Source organism: Streptomyces sp. NPDC027663, assembly GCF_055566415.1.
On the sequence record NZ_JBVHSK010000001.1, the window covers coordinates 1,011,366 to 1,034,024 of the forward strand.

Consider the following 22,659-nt stretch of genomic DNA (forward strand, 5'->3'; position numbering starts at 1 on the left):
CCCGCGGCGGACCGCGGGGCACCCGGCGCCGTCATGACGCCAGCTGCCGCTCCAGCGGAGTGCGCAGGCGCGGGGTGACCCGGGTCGTCCCCAGCAGCCCGCCCAGCCGCCCGGCCTCCGCCGCCACCGCGGCCGTGGCCTCGCGGCGGTCGCCGTCCTGAGGAATCCGCCAGACGATCTCGCCGTCCGCGCGCTGCGCCCAGCCGCCCACCACCCGGCCGTTCCACCACACCGTCGGACCCACGTTGCCGCTGCGGTCGAAGAGCAGGGGCCGCAGCGCCGGATCCAGATACCAGTCGCGCTGCTGCCAGCCCATCGCCGTCGGGTCCAGGGCGGGCAGCAGCGCCGCCCAGGGCTCCCCGGGATCCGCCACCGGCTCCGCGTCCCCCGCGGCGACGTACCCCGTGCCCTCGTCCAGCGCCACCGTCTCGGCGCCGATCGCGGACAGGGCGCGGCGCACCTCGGTGACCCGCCAGCCGGTCCACCACTTCAGGTCCGCCTCGGTCGCCGGACCGCACGCCCGCAGCCAGCGGTGCAGCAGACCGGCCTGGGCCTCGGCCACGTCCAGCTCGGGGTGGGGCGGGGCAGGGGCCCAGCGGAACTGGCTGGACGTCCAGGAGCCGAGCGGCCGGCCCCGGACCACCTTGCCCTCCACGCCCATGAGGCGCAGCAGTCGCGTCGAGACCGTGTGGACGCCCTCGTAGCTCTTCCCGGCCGCGTACACGAACTGCTCGCGCAGGCGGGGCTCGTCCGCCGCCAGCTCCGCCGCCGTCGCCTGACCCCGCCGGGCCAGCGCGGCCAGCGCGGCCTCCTCGACCTCCGCCAGCCAGTCCGCGTCCGGGGCGCCGGCGCTCGCCATGTCCCGGAGCAGGGCCGCGCGGGCGCGGGCGGCCACCGCCAGGCCCGTCGACGCGTGGACGACGGCCGTCAGCCCGGCGGGGAACACGAACACCGTGTGCCGCATGCCGTGCATCCGCACCAGCGTGCCGTCGTCGTACAGCGCCCGCTCCGTCTCCGGCACCGCCTTGGCCGGGTCGGCCAGCCGCGCGGTCACCGCCAGGAACACCGTCGCCGGGTCCGTGGCGTGCAGGGCCACCAGGGAGTCCGCGACCTCCTCGGGCGTCGCCGCCCGGGCCGGACCCGCGAGACGGTGCCGCAGAGCCAGCCGGGCCCGCCGCTCCGCCACGCCGATGTGCCGCCGTACGTCCGTCATGCCGGCCTCCCCATGGCTCACGATCCGTTGCCGCCATGGTCGCCGATGCCACTGACAGCCGCACTGCCCGGCCGCGGACCCGCGTTCGGATTGTCCACCGCCGCCCGGCCGACCGGCCGTCCCGTCACCGGCCGGCACCCGCCGCTTCCCGGCGTGGCCACGGGATCACAGGCCCAACCGGTGCGCGGTGCCGGGGAGTCCGAGGCGCGTGTACCGGGCACGGGCGGACAGCGCGGCCTCGACGGTCCCTGCCGTGGCCCGCACGGATCCCCCCCGGTGGCCCGCACGGACCCCTGCCGTGGCCCGCACGCGCGGAAAACGGGATGCACCGGCGGTCACGCCCTCCCTACGCTGAACAAACGGAGGCGAAACCGACACACTCCTCCCTATTCCCGTCTTCCCCCTTCACCGCAACGGAGGTCCGTCATGCGTGGCATCGTCGCGTCCGGGACCGTCGTCCTGGTGGTCCTCGGAACCGGAAACCATCTCTGGTGGCTCGCCGCCGTCGCGCTGCTGTACCTGTACGCGACACACCGGCCCGGCACCCCTCGTACGACCCCGCCCCCTGGGCCCGGCGCTCCGCCCGACAGCTACCGGGTCTACCGGGACCGCCGGGACCGGCAGGCCCGGTGGGAGCGCCGCTACCGTCGTGAACGGCCCTTCGAGGTCCGCCGGCAGGAGCGGGAGAAGAGCAGGTGAGCCAGGGCGTCGCCGGCCGTCACAGGCCGGGGGCGCCCCACACCGGGAACCAGCGGCTCAGGTCCTGCTCGACCCGCAGATCGTTTCCGAGCGCCGCCTTCACCTGCAGCTCCAGCGCGCTGTCCCGCCGTTCGGCGGCGCCGGGCAGGGGAGCGAACGGATAGAACGTCCCGCGCTTGTAGAGGTAGACGAGTGCCAGCTTCCGGCCGGTGTCGTCCGTGAACCCGGCGAGCGAGCACAGCAGTTGCGGGCCGAAGCCGTCGGCCTCCATCGCACTGTTCACCGCGTGCAGGTCGCCGACCAGCGCCGGCAGGTCGTCGGGGGAGCGGCGGGACACCAGCCAGGAGTAGCCGTAGCCGTCCCGGCTCAGCTCCACGGGCGGGCCGGTGCGGTCGGCGTCCGCGTCCAGCAGCGCCTGCACCTCGCGGTGGGTCTGCTCGAAGGCCGCCCCCTCCACGGTGGCGAAGCACACCGCTCCATGGCCGGTCGGGGTGAAGCCGGCCGACGCCTGCAGCGCCACCGCCGCCGAGGGCAGTGCGAACAGCTGGTCGAGGTCGGGCAGGACCGGTTTCGTACGGCCCAGCAGGATGTCCAGCAGCCCCACCGCTCACCCCGCCTTCCCCGGCGTGGCGGCCTGGCCCAGCTCCGCCGAGATCCGGCCCAGCTGCTCCAGCCGCTGCTCCAGGGTCGGGTGGGTGGAGAAGAACCGCTCGATGCCGGGCTCCCGGCCGGTCGCCGGGGTGAAGTAGAACGCGTTGAACGCCTGGGCCGTCCGCAGGTCCTTGGTCGGGATCCGCGCGATGTCCCCGGATACCTTGGTCAGCGCCGACGCCAGCGCCGAGGGCCGGCCCGTCAGCTGTGCCGCCGCGCGGTCGGCCGCCAGCTCCCGGTACCGGGACAGCGCCCGGATCAGCACGAAGCTGAGCGCGTACACGGCCACCGAGACGCCGAGTATGGCGGCGAAGACGGCGGCGGTGTTCTGGTCCCGGCGGCCTCCGCCGAACACCTGTGAGTAGAAGGCGAACCGTACGACCAGGCCGGCGATCACCCCGAGGAAGGACGCCACCGTGATCACGGCGACGTCCTTGTGCGCCACGTGCGACAGCTCGTGCGCGAGTACGCCCTCCAGCTCCGCCGGCTCCAGCCGCCGCAGCAGACCGGTGGTCACGCAGACCACGGCGTGGTCGGGATTGCGCCCGGTCGCGAAGGCGTTCGGCATGTCCATCTCGGACACGGCGACGACCGGCCCCGGCATGTCGGCGATCGCGCCCAGCCGGTCCACCACGGCGTGCAGCTCCGGGTACTCCTCGCGTTTCACGACCCGGCCGCGCATGGCGAACATCGCGATCCGGTCGGAGAACCAGAACTGTGCCACGAACACCGCCGCGATCACGACGGCGACCAGCACCCAGGACTTCAGCAGCACGATCAGCGCGGCGACGAAGCCCACGTACAGCAGCCCGAGCAGGAACAGCGTCAGACCCATGCGTACGGTCAGGCGCCGGTCGCTCTCAAAGCGGCTCTGCATCTTGCATCACCCCGCAGTCAGGCACTCGTCCCGCTGTCCAGTGTGCACCTGCCGTTTCCGGTGAACCCCATGAAGTGGTCCGGAACGGCACCAGGAGGAGCAAAGGGTGCCCGCGGGGTCGCGGTGCGGCGATCGCCGGCCGTGGTCTCGCGGTGCGGCGGCCGCCACTCGTCGTCTCGGGGTGCGGCGGCCGCCACTCGTCGTCTCGGGGTGCGGCGGCCGTCAGTAGGAGGAGCGCATCTGCACGTAACCCAGCAGCACGATCACCACGGCCACGCAGCCGAGTACCACGGCCGTCGACACCCACGACGACCGGCGGGGCGCCGCCGGACCCGGGTCGGCGCGGAAGGGTGCCGGATTCGGCGGGTTCTCCTTCCAGCGGGCGGCGAGCATCCGGGCCCGGGCGGAGGGCTCCTTGTGCTCGGCCGAGTTCGCCCAGGTGTGATCGAAGTCGCGCTCCCAGTCGTCCTGTTCCGACATCCCCGTTCAACCTCTCTCGTCCGGCAGAGTCCGGAGGGATGATCCCCCGACAATAGGAAGTCTGGGAAGCGGCAAAGGTTGCACGGGGGCGGCGAGCCGGCGGCCGGAGTGGCGGAAACGGTTGCACAGGGGCCGCCGGCCGGTCGGCCGAAGTGGTGCAAACGGTGCACGCGGGATCCGGGCCGGTCAGCGGGAGTGGCGGAAACGGCTGCGGTACTCGGTGGGGGTCGTGTCGAGCCGGCGCCGGAACGCCCTGATGAGGGTGTCGGTCGTACCGAAGCCGCACGCGCACGCGATGCGTTCCAGGGTGTCGTCCGTGGTCTCGAGCCGGTTCCGTGCCGCTTCGACGCGGGCCGCCTCTACGTAGGCGGCCGGGGTGGTGCCGAGTTCCGTCTTGAAGATCCGGGTGAGCTGGCGCTCGCTGACGTGGGTATGGAGGGCGAGGTCGGCGATGGTCAGCGGCTCGGCGATGTGCTCGGTGACGAAGTGGCGCAGCTCCGTCATGCGCCGCGTCGTCGAGACGGGCTCGATGGGCACGCTGAACTGGCTCTGACCGCCCGGCCGCTTCAGGTACATGACCAGCTGACGGGCCACCCGCAGGGCGACGGCCTCGCCGTGGTCCTCGGCGACGAGCGCGAGCGACAGGTCCAGACAGGCGGTGATGCCCGCGCCGGTCCACACACCGCCGTCGCTGATGAAGATCGGGTCGGCGTCGACCTCGACCGAGGGGTGCTCGGTGGCGAGCTGCTGCGCGGTCGACCAGTGGGTGGTGGCCCGTCGGCCGTCGAGCAGCCCGGCGGCGGCGAGCAGATGGGCGCCGACGCAGACGGACGCGATGCGGCGGGTCCGGTCGGCGAGCGTCTTCACCCAGCCGACGAGGGCCGGATCGGTCAGGGCGTGCACCCGGCGCTGCTCGTCGACCTCGACCGAGCCGGGCACCAGCAGGGTGTCGATGGTGCGCCGCGACGCCTGCGCGAAGGTCACGTCGGGCAGCACCCGGACCCCGGCGGCGGTCGTGACCGGGTCCAGGGTCTCGGCGGCCAGGACCACCTCGTAGCCGGTGGCGTCGTCGGTCTCCCGGCGGAGCAGCGCGAACACCTCGGGCGGACCGGTGACATCGAGCAGGTCGACGCCGTCGAACAGCATGATGACGACGAACCGCCGGACACCGCTCATGTGCTCTCCCCTCGGCAGACACCGCCGGGCCGGCCGCCCGGCGCATGTCCGGATCTGCAAGTTACATGACATTGCTGCCATGCAGGGCAGCTCATAGCGTGGTCGCCGTACCCACGACACCTCGGCAGAAAGGGCAGCCATGCCCACCACGACGCTGCGCGAACTGAACGGCTTCGACCAGACCCCGGCCTCGCTCGCCGCCTCGACGCTGATCCTGGTCGACTACCAGAACACCTACACGCGGGGCGTGATGGAGCTGGAGGGCTGGGACGCCGCCCTCGACGCCGCGGCCGACCTGCTGGCCAGGGCGCGGGCCGCGGGTGCCCGGGTCGTCCACGTCATCAACGACGGCGGCGAGGGCACTCCGTACGACATCCGCGCCGAGATCGGCCGGATCCACCCCCGCGTGGCCCCCGTCGACGGGGAGCCCGTCGTCGTCAAGGGCGTACCCAACGCGTTCCTCGACACCGACCTCGCCGAGCACGTGGACGCCGCCGGCCACAAGGACGTGGTGATCGCCGGGTTCATGACCCACATGTGCGTGCTGTTCACCGCGCAGGGCGCGTTCCTGCGCGGGAACAGGCCCACCGTGGTGGCCGACGCCTCCGCGACCCGGCCGCTGCGGACGGCTGTCGCCGAGGTCGGCGCCGAACAGGTCCACCACGGTGCGCTCGCGACCATCGAGGACCTCTACGGCGTGGTCGTCCCGTCGGCCTCCGCGCTGACCTGAGCCACCGGGCCGGCCACCCGCCCCGCACCCCGGGTCCGTCGGTCTGCTGCACGGCGGCACCGGCAGCGGGGAGCTGCCCTCCCTGCGACAGGCCCGCTGAACGGCACCACGAACACCGAGGCCCCGCCGCTCTCCCGGGAGAGCGGCGGGGCCTCGGCGGCGCTTCGGGGCGTCTGTCACACGTCGAAGTACAGCTCGAACTCGTGCGGGTGCGGACGCAGCTGCAGCGGCGCGATCTCGGTGGTGCGCTTGAGGTCGATCCACGTCTCGATCAGGTCCGGCGTGAACACGTCGCCCTGGAGGAGGAACTCGTGGTCGGCCTCGAGCGAGTCGAGGACGGCCGGGAGGGAGGTCGGGACCTGGGCGACGTTCGCGTGCTCCTCGGGAGCCAGCTCGTACAGGTCCTTGTCGATCGGCTCGGCCGGCTCGATCTTGTTCTTGATGCCGTCCAGACCCGCGAGGAGCAGGGCCGAGAAGGCCAGGTACGGGTTGCCGGAGGAGTCCGGGGCGCGGAACTCGACGCGCTTGGCCTTCGGGTTCGAGCCGGTGATCGGGATACGCATCGCGGCGGAGCGGTTGCGCTGCGAGTACACCAGGTTGATCGGCGCCTCGAAGCCCGGCACCAGACGGTGGTACGAGTTCACCGTCGGGTTGGTGAAGGCCAGCAGCGACGGGGCGTGCTTGAGGATGCCGCCGATGTAGTAGCGGGCGGTGTCCGACAGGCCCGCGTAGCCGGCCTCGTCGTAGAACAGCGGGTCGCCGTTGCTCCACAGCGACTGGTGCACGTGCATGCCCGAGCCGTTGTCACCGAAGATCGGCTTCGGCATGAAGGTCGCGGTCTTGCCGTTGCGCCAGGCCACGTTCTTCACGATGTACTTGAAGAGCTGCAGGTCGTCGGCGGCGGCGAGCAGGGTGTTGAACTTGTAGTTGATCTCCGCCTGGCCGGCGGTGCCCACCTCGTGGTGCTGGCGCTCGACCTTCAGGCCCTGCTTGTCCAGCTCCAGGGAGATCTCGGCGCGCAGGTCGGCGAAGTGGTCGACCGGCGGGACCGGGAAGTAGCCGCCCTTGTAGCGGACCTTGTAACCACGGTTGTTCTCCAGGGCGCCGGTGTTCCAGGCACCCGCCTCGGAGTCGATGTGGTAGAAGGACTCGTTCGCGCCCGTCGCGAAGCGGACCGAGTCGAAGACGTAGAACTCGGCCTCGGGACCGAAGTACGCGGTGTCCGCGATGCCGGTCGACGCGAGGTAGGCCTCCGCCTTCTTCGCCACGTTGCGCGGGTCACGGGAGTACTGCTCGCCCGTGATCGGGTCGTGGATGAAGAAGTTGATGTTGAGGGTCTTGTCGCGGCGGAACGGGTCCACCCGGGCGGTGGACAGGTCGGCGCGCAGCGCCATGTCGGACTCGTGGATGGCCTGGAAACCGCGGATCGACGATCCGTCGAAGGCCAGCTCCTCGTCCGGGTCGAACGCCTCAACGGGCACCGTGAAGTGCTGCATGACGCCCGGCAGGTCGCAGAACCGGACGTCGACGAACTTGACGTCCTCGTCCGCGATGAACTTCTTGGCCTCGTCGGCGTTCTGGAACATCCAGCTCCTCCTACTCCCGACCGTCGACGCCGGGGTGGTAGATCGTTCGTGCGGCCAGTGCGGTGGCACACGCTGGTCCCGACCCTAGGGACGGGTGATTTCTCGGGCGTGACCCGTTTGTTTCGCAGAAGTTAACCGGCCACCTGTCCACCGTAGCCCCGACACACCCCTGCGCGTAGTGCCCGAAAGCGGGCACAGTACCGTGGACGCGTGGACAACAGGCAGGCAATCGGATCGTGGCTCTCCGGGCCGCGCGCGGCCATGGAAGAGGCGGGCGCCGACTTCGGATACCGGGGCGAACAGCTCGGTCTCCCGGAGCAGGGACCGAACTCGCTCGCACGGCCCGGGCGGCGCCTCGGCGCCATCGCCGTGGACTGGGCGCTGTGCGTCCTGATCGCATACGGCCTGATCACCCACGGCTATGGCCCCGCTACGAGCAACTGGGCCCTCGGCATCTTCTTCGTCCTGAGCGCCCTGACCGTCGGCACGGTCGGCTCCACCCCCGGCAAGCGCCTCTTCGGCATCCGGGTGGTGGCCCTGCAGACCGGCACCGTCAGCCCGGGCCGCGCCCTGCTGCGCACGGTTCTGCTGTGCCTCGCCGTCCCCGCGCTGATCTGGGACCGCGACGGCCGCGGCCTGCACGACCGGCTCGCCAAGACGGTCGAAGTGCGGATCTGAACGCGGTGAACCCGGTGGCCCTGGGCCGCCGGGTCCGTTCCGCCGCCGCGCCGCCGCCGCGCTCAGCCCGTCCGCAGCACCGCCGCCAGCACCTCGCGCAGCCCGGCCTCCGGATCCCGTACGGCACCGGGGGAGCGCCAGGCCACGAACCCGTCCGGCCGCACCAGCACCGCCCCGTCGGCCGTGGTGCCGTGCGCTGCCGCCCAGTCGCTGCCGCCTCCCGGGCCCTCCGCGTCGTACGTCAGCTCCGCGTCCGCCCCGGCACCGATCCGGTACGCCTCCAGACGTACGCCGTCCGTGTCGGCGATGCGCCGGGCGGCGTCGTGCCAGGCCGTGCCGGCCTCCGACCCGGCGTCGCTGAGCAGCACCAGTGACCGCTCGTAGAGGTCGACCGTGGAGACCCGCTCGCCCCCGCGGCGCAGCCACAGGTGCGGGGCCCGGCTGCCCGGATCCGCGGTCAGCCGCACCTCTTCGGGTACGACCGGCTGGGCCTGGTCGGCGCCCACGACGGCGCCCTCCAGATAGCGGTAGGCGAGCACGACCGGGAGAATGCCGCTGCGCGGCCCGCCGCCGACCCCGGGAGTGGGGGCGAAACCGGGGTGGCTGTGCTCCACCGAGCGGGCCGAGGCGCGGGCGCTGGTGGCCATGGCGACCGGCCGGCGCTCGGTGTCGTACGTCTCCAGCAGCCCGGGCCCGGCCCAGCCCTCCAGGACGGCGGCCAGCTTCCAGGCCAGGTTGTGGGCGTCCTGGATACCGGTGTTCGAGCCGAACGCGCCCGTCGGGGACATCTCGTGCGCCGAGTCCCCGGCGAGCAGGACCCGGCCGGCCGTGTACCGCTCGGCGACGCGTTCGGCGGCACGCCAGGACGCCTTGCCGGTGATCTCGACGTCGAGGTCGGGGACGCCGACGGCCAGCCGGATGTGGCGCCGCAGCCGTTCCTCGGTGAACTCCTCCAGCGTCTCGCCCTGCTCCGGGTGCCAGGGGGCGTGGAACACCCAGTGCTCCTTGTTGTCGACGGGAAGCAGCGCGCCGTCGGCCTCGGGGTGGGTGAGATAGCAGCAGATGAAGCGCCGGTCGCCGACGGTGTCGGCGAGCAGCTTGGAGCGGAAGGTGACGCTCACGTTGGCGAAGAGGTCGCCGGGGCCGCTCTGCCCGATGCCGAGCTTGCGCCGGACCGGGCTGCGCGGGCCGTCGCAGGCCACCAGGTAGTCCGCACGGACCGTGTACAGCTCGTCGCTGTCGCGGTCCCGGACGAACGCGGTCACTCCTTCGGGGTCCTGCTCGAAGGATTCCAGCTCATGGAAGTAACGGAGGTCGCCGCCGAGCGCCCGGGCCCCCTTCAGGAGCACCGGTTCCAGGTCGTTCTGGCTGCACAGGCACCACGTCGTGGGGCTGAACCTCGCGAGTCCGCCGCCCGGGTCGATCTGCCGGAACAGCCACTCGCCGGCGTCGCCGACCAGGGTCGGGGTCTGCAGGATGCCGTGGTTGTCCGCGAGGAGCGAGGCCGCAGTCTTGATGTCCGGCTCGATGCCGGCCACCCGGTACAGCTCCATCGTCCGCAGGTTGTTGCCGCGGCCACGCGGGTGGATCGAGGTCCCGGAATGCCGCTCGACGAGCATGTGGGGTACGCCGAGACGGCCCAGGAACACGGACAGGGACAGGCCCACCAGAGAGCCGCCCACGACGAGGACGGGGACCTGGTGATCGGCTTTCTGCTGCATCAAGGCTCCAGTGGCAGGGGTGGGGATGTGGGGCGCTCTGGTGTTTCTGTGCCCTCTGGGAGGCCTTTCGCGTGCTCAATCACCCACGTGGTTCACGCGAGTCGCGCGCACCACGGGAAGAGGCACAGGATCAAGAAGCGCTGACGTCGCGTCATCGGCGGCCGGCGTTCGCCCCTGCCCCCGTCAAGGAGATGCGCAGCATGACCACCATGTCGGAAAAGCTTTCGGAGCAGTTGACGCAGCAGGTGTCGACACGGGTCTCCCAGTCCGTGTTCGACGGCTCCCGTCTCCGGGTCGTCCTTCTCGTGGACGTCCACGACGGCGCCCAGCAGCAGTTCCTGGAGGCCTACGAGCAACTGTGCAACCAGGTGGCGCAGGTACCCGGCCACGTCAGCGACCAGCTGTGCCAGTCGATCGAGAACCCCTCCCAGTGGCTCATCACGAGCGAGTGGGAGAGTGCCCCGCCGTTCCTCACCTGGGTGAACAGCGAGGAGCACGTCCGGATGGTGGAACCGCTGCACAGTTGCGTCCGGGACACCCGGTCGCTGCGCTTCCACATCGTCCGCGAGACCGGCGGCGAACCGGCCGAGGCCGCGACCCGGCGCCGGCTGCAGACCTCCCCGCGGATCGGCGACGGCGTCATCCGGCACGCGCTGACCTTCACCGTCAAGCCGGGCAGTGAGAAGGAGGTCAAGCGGATCCTCTCGGACTACGCCTCGCCCGAGGCGCGGGTCGACGAGACCACCCGGCTGTGCCGCACCTCCCTGTTCATGCACGGCAACCGTGTCGTGCGGGCCATCGAGGTGCGCGGCGACCTGCTCGCGGCCCTGCGGCACGTCGCCCGTCAGCCCGAGGTACGAGCCGTCGAGGAGGCCATCAACCCCTATCTGGAGCAGGAGCGGGACCTCGACGACCAGGAGTCCGCACGGGTGTTCTTCACCCGGGCGGCGCTGCCCGCCGTGCACCACGTCACCGCGGACGAACTCACCGAGGGCGAGCGGCAGGCGCTGTACTACCCGGCCCGGCCGGACAGCGGGATGCGGCTGGCGGAGCTGCTCGCCCAGCAGGACACGGCGGCGGCGGACGACCCGGACAGCCCGGTCCTGCGCAGCACGATCTTCCAGCGCGACGACGTCGTCGTACGGCTGGTCGACGTACGCCCCGGTCTGGGCGCCCGTGCCGCACTGCCGGAGCCCGCACGGCAGGCCGCGCTGAGCGCCCTGCTGGACGGCGAGCCCGTCGGCATGGACCTCGTCACCGACCGCCGCTCGCCGGACGCCTGACCCCGGCCGGCTCAGCACACCAACGGAGGAACGTCGTGATCAAACCCCTTCCGAAGATCGTGGACCTCAGCGAGACCGAGCCCAACACCCGACGCGGCGGCGATCTGCGCGCCATGCTCACCCCGGCCACGGTGGGCTCCACCAGCGGCTTCATGGGCGTGGCCATCATCAACCCCGGCGACCGCATCGGCGAGCACTACCACCCGTACTCCGAGGAGTTCGTGTACGTCGTCTGCGGCCGGCTGGAGGTGGACCTGGACGGCGAGCCGCACCCGCTGCGGCCCGAGCAGGGGCTGATGATCCCCATGAACATGCGGCACCGCTTCCGCAACGTCGGCGACGTGGAGGCGCGGATCGTCTTCCACCTGGGCCCGCTGGCCCCGCGGCCGGCACTCGGCCACGTCGACACCGAGGAGACGGCGGCCGCCGCCGCCGAGCCGGCCGGCCGGGAACAGGTCCGGTCATGACCCGGCGCGTGGCGGTCACCGGAATAGGCGTCGTGGCTCCGGGCGGGATCGGCGTACCGGCGTTCTGGGATCTGCTGGCCGACGGCCGCACCGCGACGCGGGGCATCACGTTCTTCGACCCGACCGGACTCAGGTCCCGGATCGCCGCCGAGTGCGACTTCGAACCCGCCGCCCACGGCCTGGACGCCGAGCAGGTCGAGCGGGCGGACCGGTACATACAGTTCGCCCTGGTCGCCGGCGAGGAGGCGGTCCGCGACTCCGGACTCGACCTCGCCCAGGAGGACCCCTGGCGGGTCGGTGTCTCCGTGGGCACCGCCGTCGGCGGCACCACCCGCCTGGAGCACGACTACGTCCTGGTCAGCCACCGCGGGCAGCGCTGGGACGTCGACCCCGCCGAGGCGGAGCCGCAGCTGCACCGGGCGTTCTCGCCCAGCACCGTGGCCTCCGCGGTGGCGGAACGCTTCGGCGCCCAGGGGCCGGTGCAAACCGTCTCCACCGGCTGCACCTCCGGCCTGGACGCCGTCGGATACGCCTTCCACACCGTCCAGGAAGGCCGCGCCGACATATGCATCGCGGGAGCCTCGGACTCCCCCATATCCCCGATCACCATGGCCTGCTTCGACGCGATCAAGGCCACGTCGCCGAACAACGACGACCCCGCGCACGCCTCCCGGCCCTTCGACAACAACCGTGACGGCTTCGTCATGGGCGAGGGCGGCGCCGTGCTCGTCCTGGAGGAACTGGAGCACGCCCGGGCCCGCGGTGCCCACGTCTACTGCGAGTTCGGCGGCTACGCCACCTTCGGCAACGCCTACCACATGACCGGTCTGACCAAGGAGGGCCTGGAGATGGCGCGCGCCATCGACACCGCTCTCGACCAGGCCCGGCTCGACCCGACGGCGATCGACTACGTCAACGCGCACGGTTCCGGCACCCGGCAGAACGACCGCCACGAGACGGCGGCCGTGAAGCGGGCGCTCGGCCACCACGCCTACGACACCCCGATGAGCTCCATCAAGTCCATGGTGGGGCACTCCCTCGGGGCGATCGGCGCCATCGAGCTGGTGGCCTGTGTGCTGGCCCTCGCCAAGCAGGTCGTACCGCCGACCGCCAACTACGAGATCCCCGACCCCGAGTGCGACCTGGACTACGTCCCGCGTGTCGCCCGCGAACGGAAGCTGGGCAGCGTGCTGTCCGTCGGCAGCGGATTCGGCGGCTTCCAGTCAGCGGTGATCCTGACCCGTCCCAGGGAGTGAGGACACGATGAGCGAACCACAGGACCGGCGTGCGGCCGTCACCGGCATCGGGGTGGTCGCGCCCAACGGCACCAGCACCGACACCTTCTGGAAGGCCACCCTGGAGGGCCTCAGCGTCCTCGACCGGGTCACCCGCGAGGGCTGTGAGCACCTTCCCCTCAAGGTGGCCGGTGAGGTCCGCGCCTTCGAGCCGGCGGCCACGATCGAGGAGCGCTTCCTCGTCCAGACCGACCGGTTCACGCACTACGCCATGGCCGCGGCCGACTTCGCACTGGACGACGCCCGGCTCGCGCTGGCCGACATCCCCGACGCGCCGTACTCCATCGGCGTGGTCACCGCGGCCGGGTCCGGCGGCGGCGAGTTCGGGCAGCGCGAACTGCAGCAGCTGTGGGGCAAGGGCAGCCGGTTCGTGGGCCCCTACCAGTCCATCGCCTGGTTCTACGCCGCGAGCACCGGCCAGGTCTCCATCCGCCGTGGCTTCAAGGGGCCCTGCTCGGTCGTCGCCTCCGACGAGGCCGGCGGCCTGGACGCCCTCGCCCACGCGGCGCGGGCGGTGCGGCGCGGCACCGACGTGATCGTGGCCGGCTCCACCGAGGCACCGCTCGCGCCGTACTCGATGGTGTGCCAGCTCGGCTACGACGAGCTGAGCCGCGAGGAGGACCCCTCCCGGGCGTACCGCCCGTTCACGGAAGGCGCGTGCGGATTCGTGCCGGCCGAGGGCGGCGCCATGCTCGTGGTGGAGTCGGCGGGCGCCGCCCGGGAACGCGGCGCCGACCTGCGGGCCCTCGTCGCAGGTCACGGGGCCACCTTCACCGGCGCCTCCCGGTGGGCCGATTCCCGGGACGGCCTCGCCCACGCCATCCGGCAGGCCCTGCGGGAGGCCGACTGCGCCCCTGAGGAGATCGACGTCGTCTTCGCCGACGCCCTCGGGGTACCGGAGGCCGACCGGGCCGAGGCGCTGGCGCTCGCCGACGCCCTCGGCGAGCACGGCACCCGGGTACCGGTCACCGCGCCGAAGACCGGGACCGGCCGGGGGTACTGCGCGGCCCCCGTGCTGGACACCGCGGCGGCCGTGCTGGCCATGGAGCACGGCCTGATCCCGCCGACGCCGAACGTCTTCGACGTCTGCCACGACCTCGACCTCGTGACGGGCCGCGCCCGCGTCGCCGAAGTGCGGACGGCACTGGTCCTCAGCCGTGGACTCATGGGGTCGAACTCGGCGCTGGTGCTGCGAGCCGGCACCGCGCTGTGAGTACAGCAAAGGAGGAGAACATGCCCCAGATCACCCTGGAAGAACTCGCCGCGCTGATGAAGAAGGCCGCCGGGGTCACCGTCAGCCCGCAGCAGCTGCAGGAGAAGCCCGAAACCGGCTTCGACGTCCTCGGCGTCGACTCGCTGGGCCTGCTCGGCATCGTCGGCGAACTGGAGAACACGCACGGCACCCCGATGCCGGTCGACGCGGAGCGCTGCAAGACGCCGCAGCAGTTCCTGAACCTCGTCAACAGCACCCTGATGGCAGGAGCCTGACATGGCAGGACACACCCAGAACGAGATCACCATCGCCGCCCCGCTCGACCTGGTCTGGGACATGACCAACGACCTGGAGCGCTGGCCGCAGCTGTTCAGCGAGTACGCGTCCGTCGAGGTCCTCTCCCGCGAGGGCCGCAAGACGACGTTCCGGCTGACCATGCACCCCGACGAGAACGGCACCGTGTGGAGCTGGGTCTCCGAGCGTGAGCCGGACCGCGACTCGCTCACCGTCAAGGCGCGCCGGGTGGAGACCGGGCCCTTCGCCCACATGAACATCCACTGGCGGTACGAGGAGGTGTCCGCCGGCACCCGGATGATCTGGACCCAGGACTTCGCGATGAAGCCGGACGCCCCCGTCGACGACGAGTGGATGACCGACAACATCAACAAGAACTCCAAGATCCAGATGGACCTGATCCGGGAAAAGATCGAGAAGGCGGCCTCCGGTCACCGGCCCGCCCCAGCCCTGGCCGACTGAGCCGGACGACAGGAGACGACCGTGCACCAGGCCCTGATCGTCGCCCGGATGGCCCCGGGCTCCGCCCCCGACATCGCCAAGGTGTTCGCGGAGTCCGACCGCGGAGAGCTGCCGCACCTCGTCGGAGTGGTCCGGCGCAGCCTCTTCCAGTTCGGCGATGTGTACATGCACCTCATCGAGTCCGAGCGCGAGCCCGGACCGGCCATCGCCAAGGTCACCTCGCACCCCGAGTTCAGGGAGGTCAGCGACCGACTGCAGGCGTACGTCAGCGCGTACGACCCGGAGACCTGGCGGTCCCCGAAGGACGCCATGGCGCAGCGCTTCTACGTCTGGGAGCGCGACGCCGGCGCCTGATCCTGCGTCCGGACCACCGGTGCCGGGCCCGCGTGTGACGCGGACCCGGCACCGGTGTGCTCGGAGGGGGTGTCGCTCACACGGTGACCGTGCAGTCGAACGCGTGCAGGAACGGGTTCACCGGCCGGACGTCACCGACCGTCAGGCCCGCGGCCGTGAGCCGGCTGACCATGCTGTCGGTGGTGTGCTTGGCCCCGCCGACGTTCAGGAGCAGCAGCAGGTCCATCGCGGTGCTGAACCGCATCGACGGGGTGTCGTCGACGAGGTTCTCGATGACCACGACCCGGGCGCCGGGACCGCCCGCCTCGACGACGTTGCCCAGCAGCCGGGTGGTGGACTCGTCGTCCCACTCCAGGATGTTCTTGATGATGTAGACGTCGGCCTCGACCGGCACGGCCTCGCGGATGTCGCCGGGCACGATCCGCATCCGGTCCGCGAGATCGCCGCCCTCGCGCAGCCGCGGCAGGGCGTTCTCGACCACCCGCGGCAGATCCAGCAGGCTGCCCCGCATGGACGGGTACTTGTCCAGCAGGCAGGCCACCACATGGCCCTGCCCGCCGCCGAGGTCCGCGACCGAGCGGCTGCCGGACAGGTCCAGCAGGGCCGCCACCTCCCGTGCCGACTGCTCGCTGGAACGGGTCATGGCGCGGTTGAAGACGTCCGCGGACTCGGGGGCGTCCTCGTTGAGGTAGTCGAAGAACTCCTTGCCGTAGAGGTCTTCCACGACGTTCTTCCCGGTGCGCACCGCCTCGTCCAGCCTGGGCCAGGCGTCCCAGGTCCACGGCTCGGTGCACCACATGGCGATGGCCCGCAGGCTGTTCGGGTCGTCCTCGCGCAGCAGCCGGGACATCTCGGTGTGGGCGAACGTCCCGTCGGGCCGCTCGGCGAAGACGCCGTGGCACGACAGGGCGCGCAGCAGCCGGCGCAGCGGCCTGGGCTCGGTGCGCAACGCGGCCGCCAAGCCTTCCGCGGTCATGGGAGCGTCGCCGAGCGCGTCGGCCACGCCCAGCCGGGCGGCGGCGCGGACTGCGGCGGCACACGCCGCCCCGAACACCAGCTCTCGCAGCCGCATCGACGGCGGAGGGGAGGGGGGTGCCGCCGCCTGGTGCGGAGCCGAGACCTCGGGGGATGGTGCGGTCATGTGCCGCCTTCCTTCCTTGTGGGGGTGGGTTACGGCCGTCCGGTCAGCACAGCCCCGCGGGCTTGGAGACCCGGCAGGAGTTGGCGTCGAAGGCGTTGTCGCGCTTGACGGCCTCCTGGTTGACGAGGTCCGCCGGGGAGTTGTTCTCCAGCTGGTTGCCCGTGATCCGGTTCTTCTCGCTCGTGACGCCCACGAAGCTCTTGAACAGGACGATGCCGCCCGACAGCGGGGACTTGCCCTGGTGGCCGACGACCTTGTTCCCCGCCACCGTCGCCTTCTCGGTGCCGGTCAGGACGATGCCGGAGCCCTGCAGGTAGGGCAGCCGGGCGGTCTTCTTGCAGTACTTGTTGTTCTGCTCGACGATGTTGTCGCTGACGGTCAGGGAACCCGCCTTCGGCTTGTTCTCGTCGCCGACGACGAACACGCCCGCGCAGTTGCCGGTGACGAAGTTGCGGGTGACGGTGAGGTTGCGGAGCCGGCGGACGGTGATGCCGATCCGGTTGGCCTCGAGGTGGTTGCGCTCGACGACCGTGCCCTTGCTGTCCTTGGCGCCCTGCTCGGCCTTCACGTTGTTGGCGAGGAACAGACCCGCGTCCCCGTTGCCGCGGGCGGTGTTGGCGCGGAACACCCCACGGGTGGAGTGCTCCTGGGCGATGCCCCACTGGCCGTTGTCGTCGGCGGTCACGCGCTCGACGGTCAGGCGGTCGGTCCCCATGGACCACAGCCCGGTCTTGGCGAAGCCGGTCACCTTCAGGTCGGCGACGGTGACGTCCCGCAGCGCCTTGTTCTTGCCCCCGACCACACAGATGCCATTGCCGGCCCCGAGGCAGGTGACGGAAGCCTTCTTGCCGGCCACCGCGGACTTGGTCTTCTTGGGCGGCTGGATCACCGTGCGGTGACCCACGCCGCGCAGCGTCAGTCCCGTCGTCTTGACCGTGACGGTCTCCCGGTAGGTGCCGGCCAGCACGAGCACCGTGTCACCGGCCTTGGCGGCGTTGACCGCCTTCTGGATCGACTCACCCGGATGCACCACGAGGATCTGGTGCGCAGCCGACGCCGGGGTCGCGCCGATGAACGCACCGACGAGGGTCGTGGCGCATGCGAGGTATGAAATATGGCGTTTTGTCACATGCCGAAGGCTAGAAGCGCATGAGCCGATTACCGGCTGGATGCTCCATTCGGCGGCGTGTCCGCCGACGCCCCGAGGCGTGCGGGGAACTGCGCGAACAACCGCGACGAACCCGAGGCGACCGGCGGCCGGGTGCGGCCCCGCATGGCACTGCAGCCCCGGGCTCCAGAGAAGGAGCCCGGGGCTGCATGAAATCCGGTTGCACAGGCGGAGCGCTAGCGGCCCCGCGGTCCGCCTCTCGGCATCCTCATGCCCTTTGGCATGGGCCCCTTCGGCAGCGGCATGTTGCTCATCAGGTCACCCATGGCCCGCAGCCGGTCGTTCGTGGTGGTCACCTGCGGCCCGGTCAGCACCCGCGGGAGCTTCAGCATGGTGGTGCGGAGCTTCTTCAGCTCGACCTGGCCCTCTCCGGTGCCGACGATCACATCGTGCACCGGCACGTCCGCGACGATGCGGTTCATCTTCTTCTTCTCGGCGGCGAGCAGGCTCTTCACCCGGTTGGGGTTGCCCTCGGCCACCAGCACGATGCCGGCCTTGCCGACCGCCCGGTGCACCACGTCCTGGCTGCGGTTCATCGCCACGGCCGGAGTCGTCGTCCAGCCGCGCCCGATGTTGTCCAGCACGGCCGCCGCGGCACCCGGCTGGCCCTCCATCTGGCCGAAGGCGGCCCGCTCGGCCCGGCGGCCGAACACGATCGCCGTCGCCAGCAGGGCGACCAGCAGACCGAAGATGCCCAGGTACCACGGGTGGCCGAGCAAGAAGCCGATCGCGAGGAAGACACCGAAGGTGCCGATGCCGACGGCCGCGAGTACAAGACCGATCTTCTTGTCGGCCTTGCGGGTCATCTTGTACGTGAGGGCGATCTGCTTCAGTCGCCCTGCGTTCGCGGCGTCCGCCGCGGTTTCCTTCCTCGCCATGCCACGAAGTCTACGTGCCCCCGGAAGCACAGACGACGGCAGTGCCCGGCGGGGGAGGTCAGGAGCGGGTGACGGCCTGGTCCAGGACCCGCTGGGCCTCGACCCGGTCCTTGGCCCGGCGGCGGTCCTCCAGGACGGAGGTCCAGGCGTTGCGGCGGGCGGTGCGCTGACCGCCGCTCATCAGCAGCGACTCGACGGCGCGCAGCGCGTCGGTGAAGGACGGGATGGCGGTGGCGCGAACGGGCGCGGCCTGCATGATCGAGGTCCCCCCTCGGGACGGTGTTGATACGGGGCGTGATACCAGAGTCACTGATTGGTGTTACCAGGGCGTGTCCGAGCGGTCAAACACCGATGAAACCTTGATGCGACGAGCCGGAACGCAGACGCGGCCCCGACGGCGTCCTCATCAGCGAGGACGGTCGCGACCGCGTCGACTCGGCCATTACTGGCCGGTAATTACTTGTGCGTGAATTCACACGCGCTGGGCTCAGACCGCCTGGACGGCGATGTAGTCGCCGCGCTTCTCGACGGCCATCCGGTACAGCCGCCCGGCACGGTACGAGGACCGCACCAGCGGCCCGGACATCACACCGGAGAAACCGATCTGCTCGGCCTCCTCCTTCAGCTCCACGAACTCATGCGGCTTCACCCAGCGCTCCACCGGGTGGTGACGCACGGAGGGACGCAGGTACTGGGTGATGGTGACCAGCTCGCAGCCCGCGTCGTGCAGCTGCTTCAGCGCCTCGCCGACCTCCTCGCGGGTCTCGCCCATGCCGAGGATCAGGTTGGACTTGGTGACCAGGCCGAAGTCACGGGCCTCGGTGATGACCTTCAGGGAGCGCTCGTAGCGGAAGCCGGGGCGGATCCGCTTGAAGATCCGCGGGACCGTCTCGACGTTGTGCGCGAAGACCTCGGGGCGGGACTCGAAAACCTCGGCCAGCTGCTCGGGGACCGCGTTGAAGTCGGGGGCCAGCAGCTCGACCTTGGTACGGCCGCCCTCGCGCTGCGCGGTCTGCGCGTGGATCTGGCGCACGGTCTCGGCGTACAGCCAGGCGCCGCCGTCCTCCAGGTCGTCACGGGCGACGCCGGTGATGGTGGCGTAGTTCAGGTCCATGGTGACCACGGACTCACCCACGCGGCGCGGCTCGTCGCGGTCGAGCGCCTCGGGCTTGCCGGTGTCGATCTGGCAGAAGTCGCAGCGCCGGGTGCACTGGTCGCCGCCGATGAGGAAGGTCGCCTCGCGGTCCTCCCAGCACTCGTAGATGTTCGGGCAGCCGGCTTCCTGGCAGACCGTGTGCAGGCCCTCGCCCTTCACGAGATTCTGCATCTTCGTGTACTCGGGACCCATTTTCGCCCGGGTCTTGATCCACTCGGGCTTGCGCTCGATGGGGGTCTGGCTGTTGCGGACCTCCAGGCGCAGCATCTTGCGTCCGTCGGGTGCGACTGCGGACACGTCGGCTCCCTGTAGCTTCGATTCTTCGGCGTACACCAGGGTACGCCCGTGTTCATGGCGCCCTGCCGGTCAGGCCAACCCCTCGACCGCAGGGCGCATTCCCGCCGGACGATCAGGCGGTTGCCTTCTCGACCACCCGCGGACGGAGGTCGGCGTTCTCCAGGACGTCCTTCAGGTGCTTCTCGATCACCGGCAGGACCTCCTCGATCGTGACGTCCCGGCCCAGCTCGGCCGCGAGGGAGGCGACCCCCGCGTCCCGGATGCCGCACGGGATGATGCGGTCGAACCACTTCATGTCGGGGTTCACGTTGAACGAGAAGCCGTGCATGGTGACGCCCTTGGCCACCCGGATGCCGATCTGGGCGATCTTCCGGTCCTCGCGCCGCTGGCCCGCGTTGGAGGGGGCGTACTCGGGGCCGTTCAGACGGGGGTCGAACTCCTCGTCCTGCAGCCGCGGATCGAAGTCCAGGGACAGCCCCCCGATCGCCGGCCGCTGCTCGACGGGGTCGCCGAGCACCCACACCCCGCTGCGGCCCTCGACGCGGGTGGTCTCCAGGCCGAACTCGGCGCAGGCGCGGATGATCGCCTCCTCCAGCCGCCGCACGTGCGCCACCACGTCCACCGGGCGGGGCAGCTTCTGGATCGGATAGCCCACCAGCTGGCCGGGGCCGTGCCAGGTGATCTTGCCGCCGCGGTCCACGTCGACGACCGGGGTGCCGTCCAGCGGGCGCTCGCTGTCCTCGGTGCGCCGTCCGGCCGTGTACACCGGGGGGTGCTCCAGGAGGATCACCGTGTCGGGGACCTCGTCGGCGAACCGGGCCGCGTGCACCCGGCGCTGCTCGTCCCACGCCTCCTGGTACTCGACGGCATCCGCGCCGAACCCCATACGGACGAACCGCAACTCACTCACGGCAAGCGCCTCCCTCAGCGAACCGGCGTGTCAGGCACGTAGCGCGCCCACGCCACTGTACGTCCGTCCGGCGTACGTCAGCCCGGAGGGCTTTCCTCACACGATCGGATGAATGCACAGCGAAGTGTGCGATCGTCTGCTCACTCTCCGCTACATTCGCGCCGTTCGTGAGGCCATAAGGGCTGCTCAAAGGCAATCCGGGCACTTCAAAGGCCCGGAAGGCAGGAGACCGCACCGCAGATGACGGACCGACCCGCGCAGCGCACCCCCAACCGCCAGCTCGCCGCGCTCATCGCAGAAGCGGGGTTCTCCAACGCGGGTCTGGCCCGTCGCGTCGACCAGCTCGGCCTCGAGCACGGGCTGGACCTCAGATACGACAAGACATCCGTCACCCGCTGGCTGCGCGGGCAGCAGCCGCGCGGCACGACCCCCGCCCTCATCGCCGAGGTCTTCACCCGCCGGCTCGGGCGCCGGCTCACCGCCCAGGACCTCGGCCTGGACGCCTGCGCGCCGGTGTACGCCGGGCTGGAGTTCGCGGCCACCCCGGAGGAGGCCGTCGACATCGTCAGCGGGCTGTGGCGCAAGGATTCCGGCAGCCATGCCGAGCTGCGCAAGATCGCGTTCACCCCGGCCGGGCTCGTCGTGCCCAGCCGGGACTGGCTGATCGGCAAGGCCGACGACAAGGTGGCCCGCGAACCGGTGCCCCGGGTACCCGCGCAGGGCCGGCCCGGTGCGGCGAAACCCCAGCTCCGGCCGGGGGCGCCGGTCCTGCCACGGTTGCGCGTGAACTCCGAGCGGGCGCCAGGCCACAAGGTCACCGGTGGTGACATCGCCGCGCTGCAGTCGGTGGGCGAGCTGTTCCGCACCCTGGACGACCGGTTCGGCGGTGGTCACGCCCGGCAGGCCCTGGTGCGCTATCTGGAGCACGAGTGCGAGCCGATGCTCCGTGGCAGCTACGACGAGCAGACCGGCCGCAGCCTGTTCGGGGCCGCGGCCGATCTGACCCGGCTCGCCGGCTGGACGTCGTACGACATCGCCGCGCACGGACTCGCCCAGCGGTACTTCGTGCAGGCCCTGCGGCTCGCCCAGGCGGCCGGCGACCGGGCGTACGGCTCCTTCGTCCTGGTCACCATGAGCCGCCAGGCCGTCTATCTCAGCCACGGCAGGGAGGCCGTGCAGCTGGCCCGGGTCGCCCAGCAGGGGGTGGGCACGGGTGCTCCGCCGGTCGTGCAGGCGCTGCTGCACGCCGCCGAGGCGCGGGCGCACGGCGTGCTGGGCGAGGTGCGGGCGTGCACCGCGGCGCTCGTGCGGGCCGAGCGCGCCCTGGAGGCGGCCCGGTCCGGGGACGAGGTGCCGTACTGGGCCGGGTTCTTCGACGAGGCCCAGCTCGCCGACGAGTTCGGGCACTGCCACCGGGATCTGCAGCAGTTCCGGGCCGCGGCCCAGCATGCCGAGCGCTCGCTCCGGCTCCGGGCGCCCACGTATGCCCGCAGCCGCCTGTTCTGCCGGGTCGTCCTCGCCACCGCCCGCCTCGGTCTCGGCGAACTCGACCAGGCCTGCACACTGGCCGCGGAGGCCGCCGGCCAGGCGGCGCAGATGCGGAGCGCTCGCGCGATCGAATACGTGAGGGACTTCGAACGCCGCCTGGAGCCCTACAAGGACGCGGCACCGGTACGGGGGTATCGCGAGAAGGTCGCGGCGCTGGGGTAGATCACCTCATGCCGCCGCAACGGTGGCCGGCCACGACGTGTACGACCGGCGGTGCGGAGCTGGACCGGCGGTGCCGAGCCGGGCCGGGCCGGCGGTGCCGAGCTGGACCGGCGGTGCCGAGCCGGACCGGCGGTGCCGAGCCGGACCGGCGGTGCCGAGCCGGAACCGCCACTCGCTGTCGCGGGTGGCGGTCGTCCGCGTGTTGACGCGTCTGTCGTGG

The 22,659-nt window shown here is 71.4% G+C and carries 24 protein-coding genes; 11 read left to right on the forward strand and 13 right to left on the reverse strand.

Annotated elements, in window-relative coordinates; translation table 11 throughout:
• Nucleotides 1–31: 31 nt before the first annotated feature.
• Nucleotides 32–1,213: a winged helix DNA-binding domain-containing protein gene (locus ACZ4SF_RS04535; protein ID WP_468378092.1), complete on the reverse strand. Its 1,182-nt coding sequence runs from the start codon at nt 1,211–1,213 to the stop codon at nt 32–34.
• A 426-nt stretch (nt 1,214–1,639) separates the two neighbouring features.
• Here ACZ4SF_RS04535 and ACZ4SF_RS04540 point away from each other — a divergent pair, with 426 nt between their 5' ends.
• On the forward strand, nt 1,640–1,912 hold the full coding sequence (locus ACZ4SF_RS04540) for a hypothetical protein (protein WP_468378095.1): 273 nt from the start codon (nt 1,640–1,642) through the stop codon (nt 1,910–1,912).
• 19 nt (nt 1,913–1,931) lie between these two features.
• On the opposite strand, the gene pspAB is transcribed toward ACZ4SF_RS04540, so the two are convergent.
• From pspAB to ACZ4SF_RS04560, 4 genes are all read right to left on the reverse strand, one after another.
• Nucleotides 1,932–2,516, reverse strand: coding sequence for a PspA-associated protein PspAB (pspAB, locus tag ACZ4SF_RS04545; protein ID WP_468378098.1), 585 nt, complete (start codon nt 2,514–2,516; stop codon nt 1,932–1,934).
• Nucleotides 2,517–2,519: 3 nt separating this feature from the next.
• On the reverse strand, nt 2,520–3,440 hold the full coding sequence (gene htpX, locus ACZ4SF_RS04550; protein ID WP_468378101.1) for a zinc metalloprotease HtpX: 921 nt from the start codon (nt 3,438–3,440) through the stop codon (nt 2,520–2,522).
• 222 nt (nt 3,441–3,662) lie between these two features.
• On the reverse strand, nt 3,663–3,920 hold the full coding sequence (locus tag ACZ4SF_RS04555; RefSeq protein ID WP_468378104.1) for an SCO2583/SCO2584 N-terminal domain-containing protein: 258 nt from the start codon (nt 3,918–3,920) through the stop codon (nt 3,663–3,665).
• A gap of 186 nt (nt 3,921–4,106) precedes the next feature.
• Nucleotides 4,107–5,096, reverse strand: coding sequence for a GlxA family transcriptional regulator (locus ACZ4SF_RS04560; RefSeq protein ID WP_468378106.1), 990 nt, complete (start codon nt 5,094–5,096; stop codon nt 4,107–4,109).
• A gap of 139 nt (nt 5,097–5,235) precedes the next feature.
• Between ACZ4SF_RS04560 and ACZ4SF_RS04565 the strand changes: the two genes are divergently transcribed.
• Nucleotides 5,236–5,826: an isochorismatase family protein gene (locus ACZ4SF_RS04565; protein ID WP_468378108.1), complete on the forward strand. Its 591-nt coding sequence runs from the start codon at nt 5,236–5,238 to the stop codon at nt 5,824–5,826.
• A 176-nt stretch (nt 5,827–6,002) separates the two neighbouring features.
• Here ACZ4SF_RS04565 and glnA read toward each other — a convergent pair whose 3' ends face one another.
• A complete protein-coding gene (glnA, locus tag ACZ4SF_RS04570; protein ID WP_468378111.1) occupies nt 6,003–7,412 on the reverse strand; it encodes a type I glutamate--ammonia ligase in 1,410 nt (469 codons plus the stop codon).
• A gap of 210 nt (nt 7,413–7,622) precedes the next feature.
• Here glnA and ACZ4SF_RS04575 point away from each other — a divergent pair, with 210 nt between their 5' ends.
• Nucleotides 7,623–8,090, forward strand: coding sequence for an RDD family protein (locus tag ACZ4SF_RS04575; RefSeq protein ID WP_468378113.1), 468 nt, complete (start codon nt 7,623–7,625; stop codon nt 8,088–8,090).
• A gap of 62 nt (nt 8,091–8,152) precedes the next feature.
• Here the strand turns inward: ACZ4SF_RS04575 and ACZ4SF_RS04580 are convergent, their stop codons facing one another.
• Entirely contained in the window at nt 8,153–9,811 is a 1,659-nt protein-coding gene (locus ACZ4SF_RS04580; protein ID WP_468378116.1) for an FAD-dependent oxidoreductase, read from the reverse strand.
• A 200-nt stretch (nt 9,812–10,011) separates the two neighbouring features.
• On the opposite strand from ACZ4SF_RS04580, the gene ACZ4SF_RS04585 reads away from it, so the two are divergent.
• The 7 genes from ACZ4SF_RS04585 to ACZ4SF_RS04615 are packed head-to-tail and all read left to right on the forward strand — an operon-like array spanning nt 10,012 to nt 15,179.
• Entirely contained in the window at nt 10,012–11,094 is a 1,083-nt protein-coding gene (locus ACZ4SF_RS04585; protein ID WP_468378118.1) for a SchA/CurD-like domain-containing protein, read from the forward strand.
• Between the two features lie 35 nt (nt 11,095–11,129).
• Nucleotides 11,130–11,561 carry a cupin domain-containing protein gene (locus ACZ4SF_RS04590; RefSeq protein ID WP_468378119.1) on the forward strand — a complete coding sequence of 144 codons (432 nt, stop codon included), beginning with the start codon at nt 11,130–11,132 and terminating at the stop codon, nt 11,559–11,561.
• Nucleotides 11,558–12,817: a beta-ketoacyl-[acyl-carrier-protein] synthase family protein gene (locus tag ACZ4SF_RS04595; protein WP_468378122.1), complete on the forward strand. Its 1,260-nt coding sequence runs from the start codon at nt 11,558–11,560 to the stop codon at nt 12,815–12,817. Before ACZ4SF_RS04590 ends, ACZ4SF_RS04595 begins: the two co-directional genes overlap by 4 nt.
• A gap of 7 nt (nt 12,818–12,824) precedes the next feature.
• Complete coding sequence (locus ACZ4SF_RS04600) at nt 12,825–14,069, forward strand: ketosynthase chain-length factor (RefSeq protein ID WP_468378124.1); 1,245 nt, start codon at nt 12,825–12,827, stop codon at nt 14,067–14,069.
• A 20-nt stretch (nt 14,070–14,089) separates the two neighbouring features.
• Nucleotides 14,090–14,344 (forward strand): acyl carrier protein, encoded by a 255-nt coding sequence (locus ACZ4SF_RS04605; RefSeq protein WP_468378125.1) that lies wholly within the window; start codon nt 14,090–14,092, stop codon nt 14,342–14,344.
• 1 nt (nt 14,345) lies between these two features.
• Nucleotides 14,346–14,825, forward strand: a complete 480-nt coding sequence (locus tag ACZ4SF_RS04610; protein WP_468378128.1) for an SRPBCC family protein — start codon at nt 14,346–14,348, stop codon at nt 14,823–14,825.
• A 21-nt stretch (nt 14,826–14,846) separates the two neighbouring features.
• On the forward strand, nt 14,847–15,179 hold the full coding sequence (locus ACZ4SF_RS04615; protein WP_201831592.1) for a TcmI family type II polyketide cyclase: 333 nt from the start codon (nt 14,847–14,849) through the stop codon (nt 15,177–15,179).
• 76 nt (nt 15,180–15,255) lie between these two features.
• Here ACZ4SF_RS04615 and ACZ4SF_RS04620 read toward each other — a convergent pair whose 3' ends face one another.
• From ACZ4SF_RS04620 to lipB, 6 genes are all read right to left on the reverse strand, one after another.
• The gene (locus tag ACZ4SF_RS04620) at nt 15,256–16,251 is read right to left on the reverse strand and encodes a methyltransferase (RefSeq protein ID WP_468378319.1); all 996 of its coding nucleotides are present in this window, start codon (nt 16,249–16,251) and stop codon (nt 15,256–15,258) included.
• Between the two features lie 112 nt (nt 16,252–16,363).
• A complete protein-coding gene (locus ACZ4SF_RS04625; protein ID WP_468378131.1) occupies nt 16,364–17,449 on the reverse strand; it encodes a right-handed parallel beta-helix repeat-containing protein in 1,086 nt (361 codons plus the stop codon).
• A gap of 215 nt (nt 17,450–17,664) precedes the next feature.
• On the reverse strand, nt 17,665–18,366 hold the full coding sequence (locus ACZ4SF_RS04630; protein ID WP_468378133.1) for a DUF4191 domain-containing protein: 702 nt from the start codon (nt 18,364–18,366) through the stop codon (nt 17,665–17,667).
• A gap of 58 nt (nt 18,367–18,424) precedes the next feature.
• A complete protein-coding gene (locus ACZ4SF_RS04635) occupies nt 18,425–18,622 on the reverse strand; it encodes an SCO2195 family GlnR-regulated protein (protein WP_468378136.1) in 198 nt (65 codons plus the stop codon).
• Between the two features lie 231 nt (nt 18,623–18,853).
• Nucleotides 18,854–19,819, reverse strand: coding sequence for a lipoyl synthase (gene lipA / locus ACZ4SF_RS04640; RefSeq protein WP_468378139.1), 966 nt, complete (start codon nt 19,817–19,819; stop codon nt 18,854–18,856).
• Between the two features lie 112 nt (nt 19,820–19,931).
• Nucleotides 19,932–20,729 carry a lipoyl(octanoyl) transferase LipB gene (gene lipB / locus ACZ4SF_RS04645; RefSeq protein WP_468378141.1) on the reverse strand — a complete coding sequence of 266 codons (798 nt, stop codon included), beginning with the start codon at nt 20,727–20,729 and terminating at the stop codon, nt 19,932–19,934.
• A gap of 240 nt (nt 20,730–20,969) precedes the next feature.
• On the opposite strand from lipB, the gene ACZ4SF_RS04650 reads away from it, so the two are divergent.
• The gene (locus ACZ4SF_RS04650; protein WP_468378143.1) at nt 20,970–22,439 is read left to right on the forward strand and encodes a regulator; all 1,470 of its coding nucleotides are present in this window, start codon (nt 20,970–20,972) and stop codon (nt 22,437–22,439) included.
• Nucleotides 22,440–22,659 lie beyond the last annotated feature (220 nt).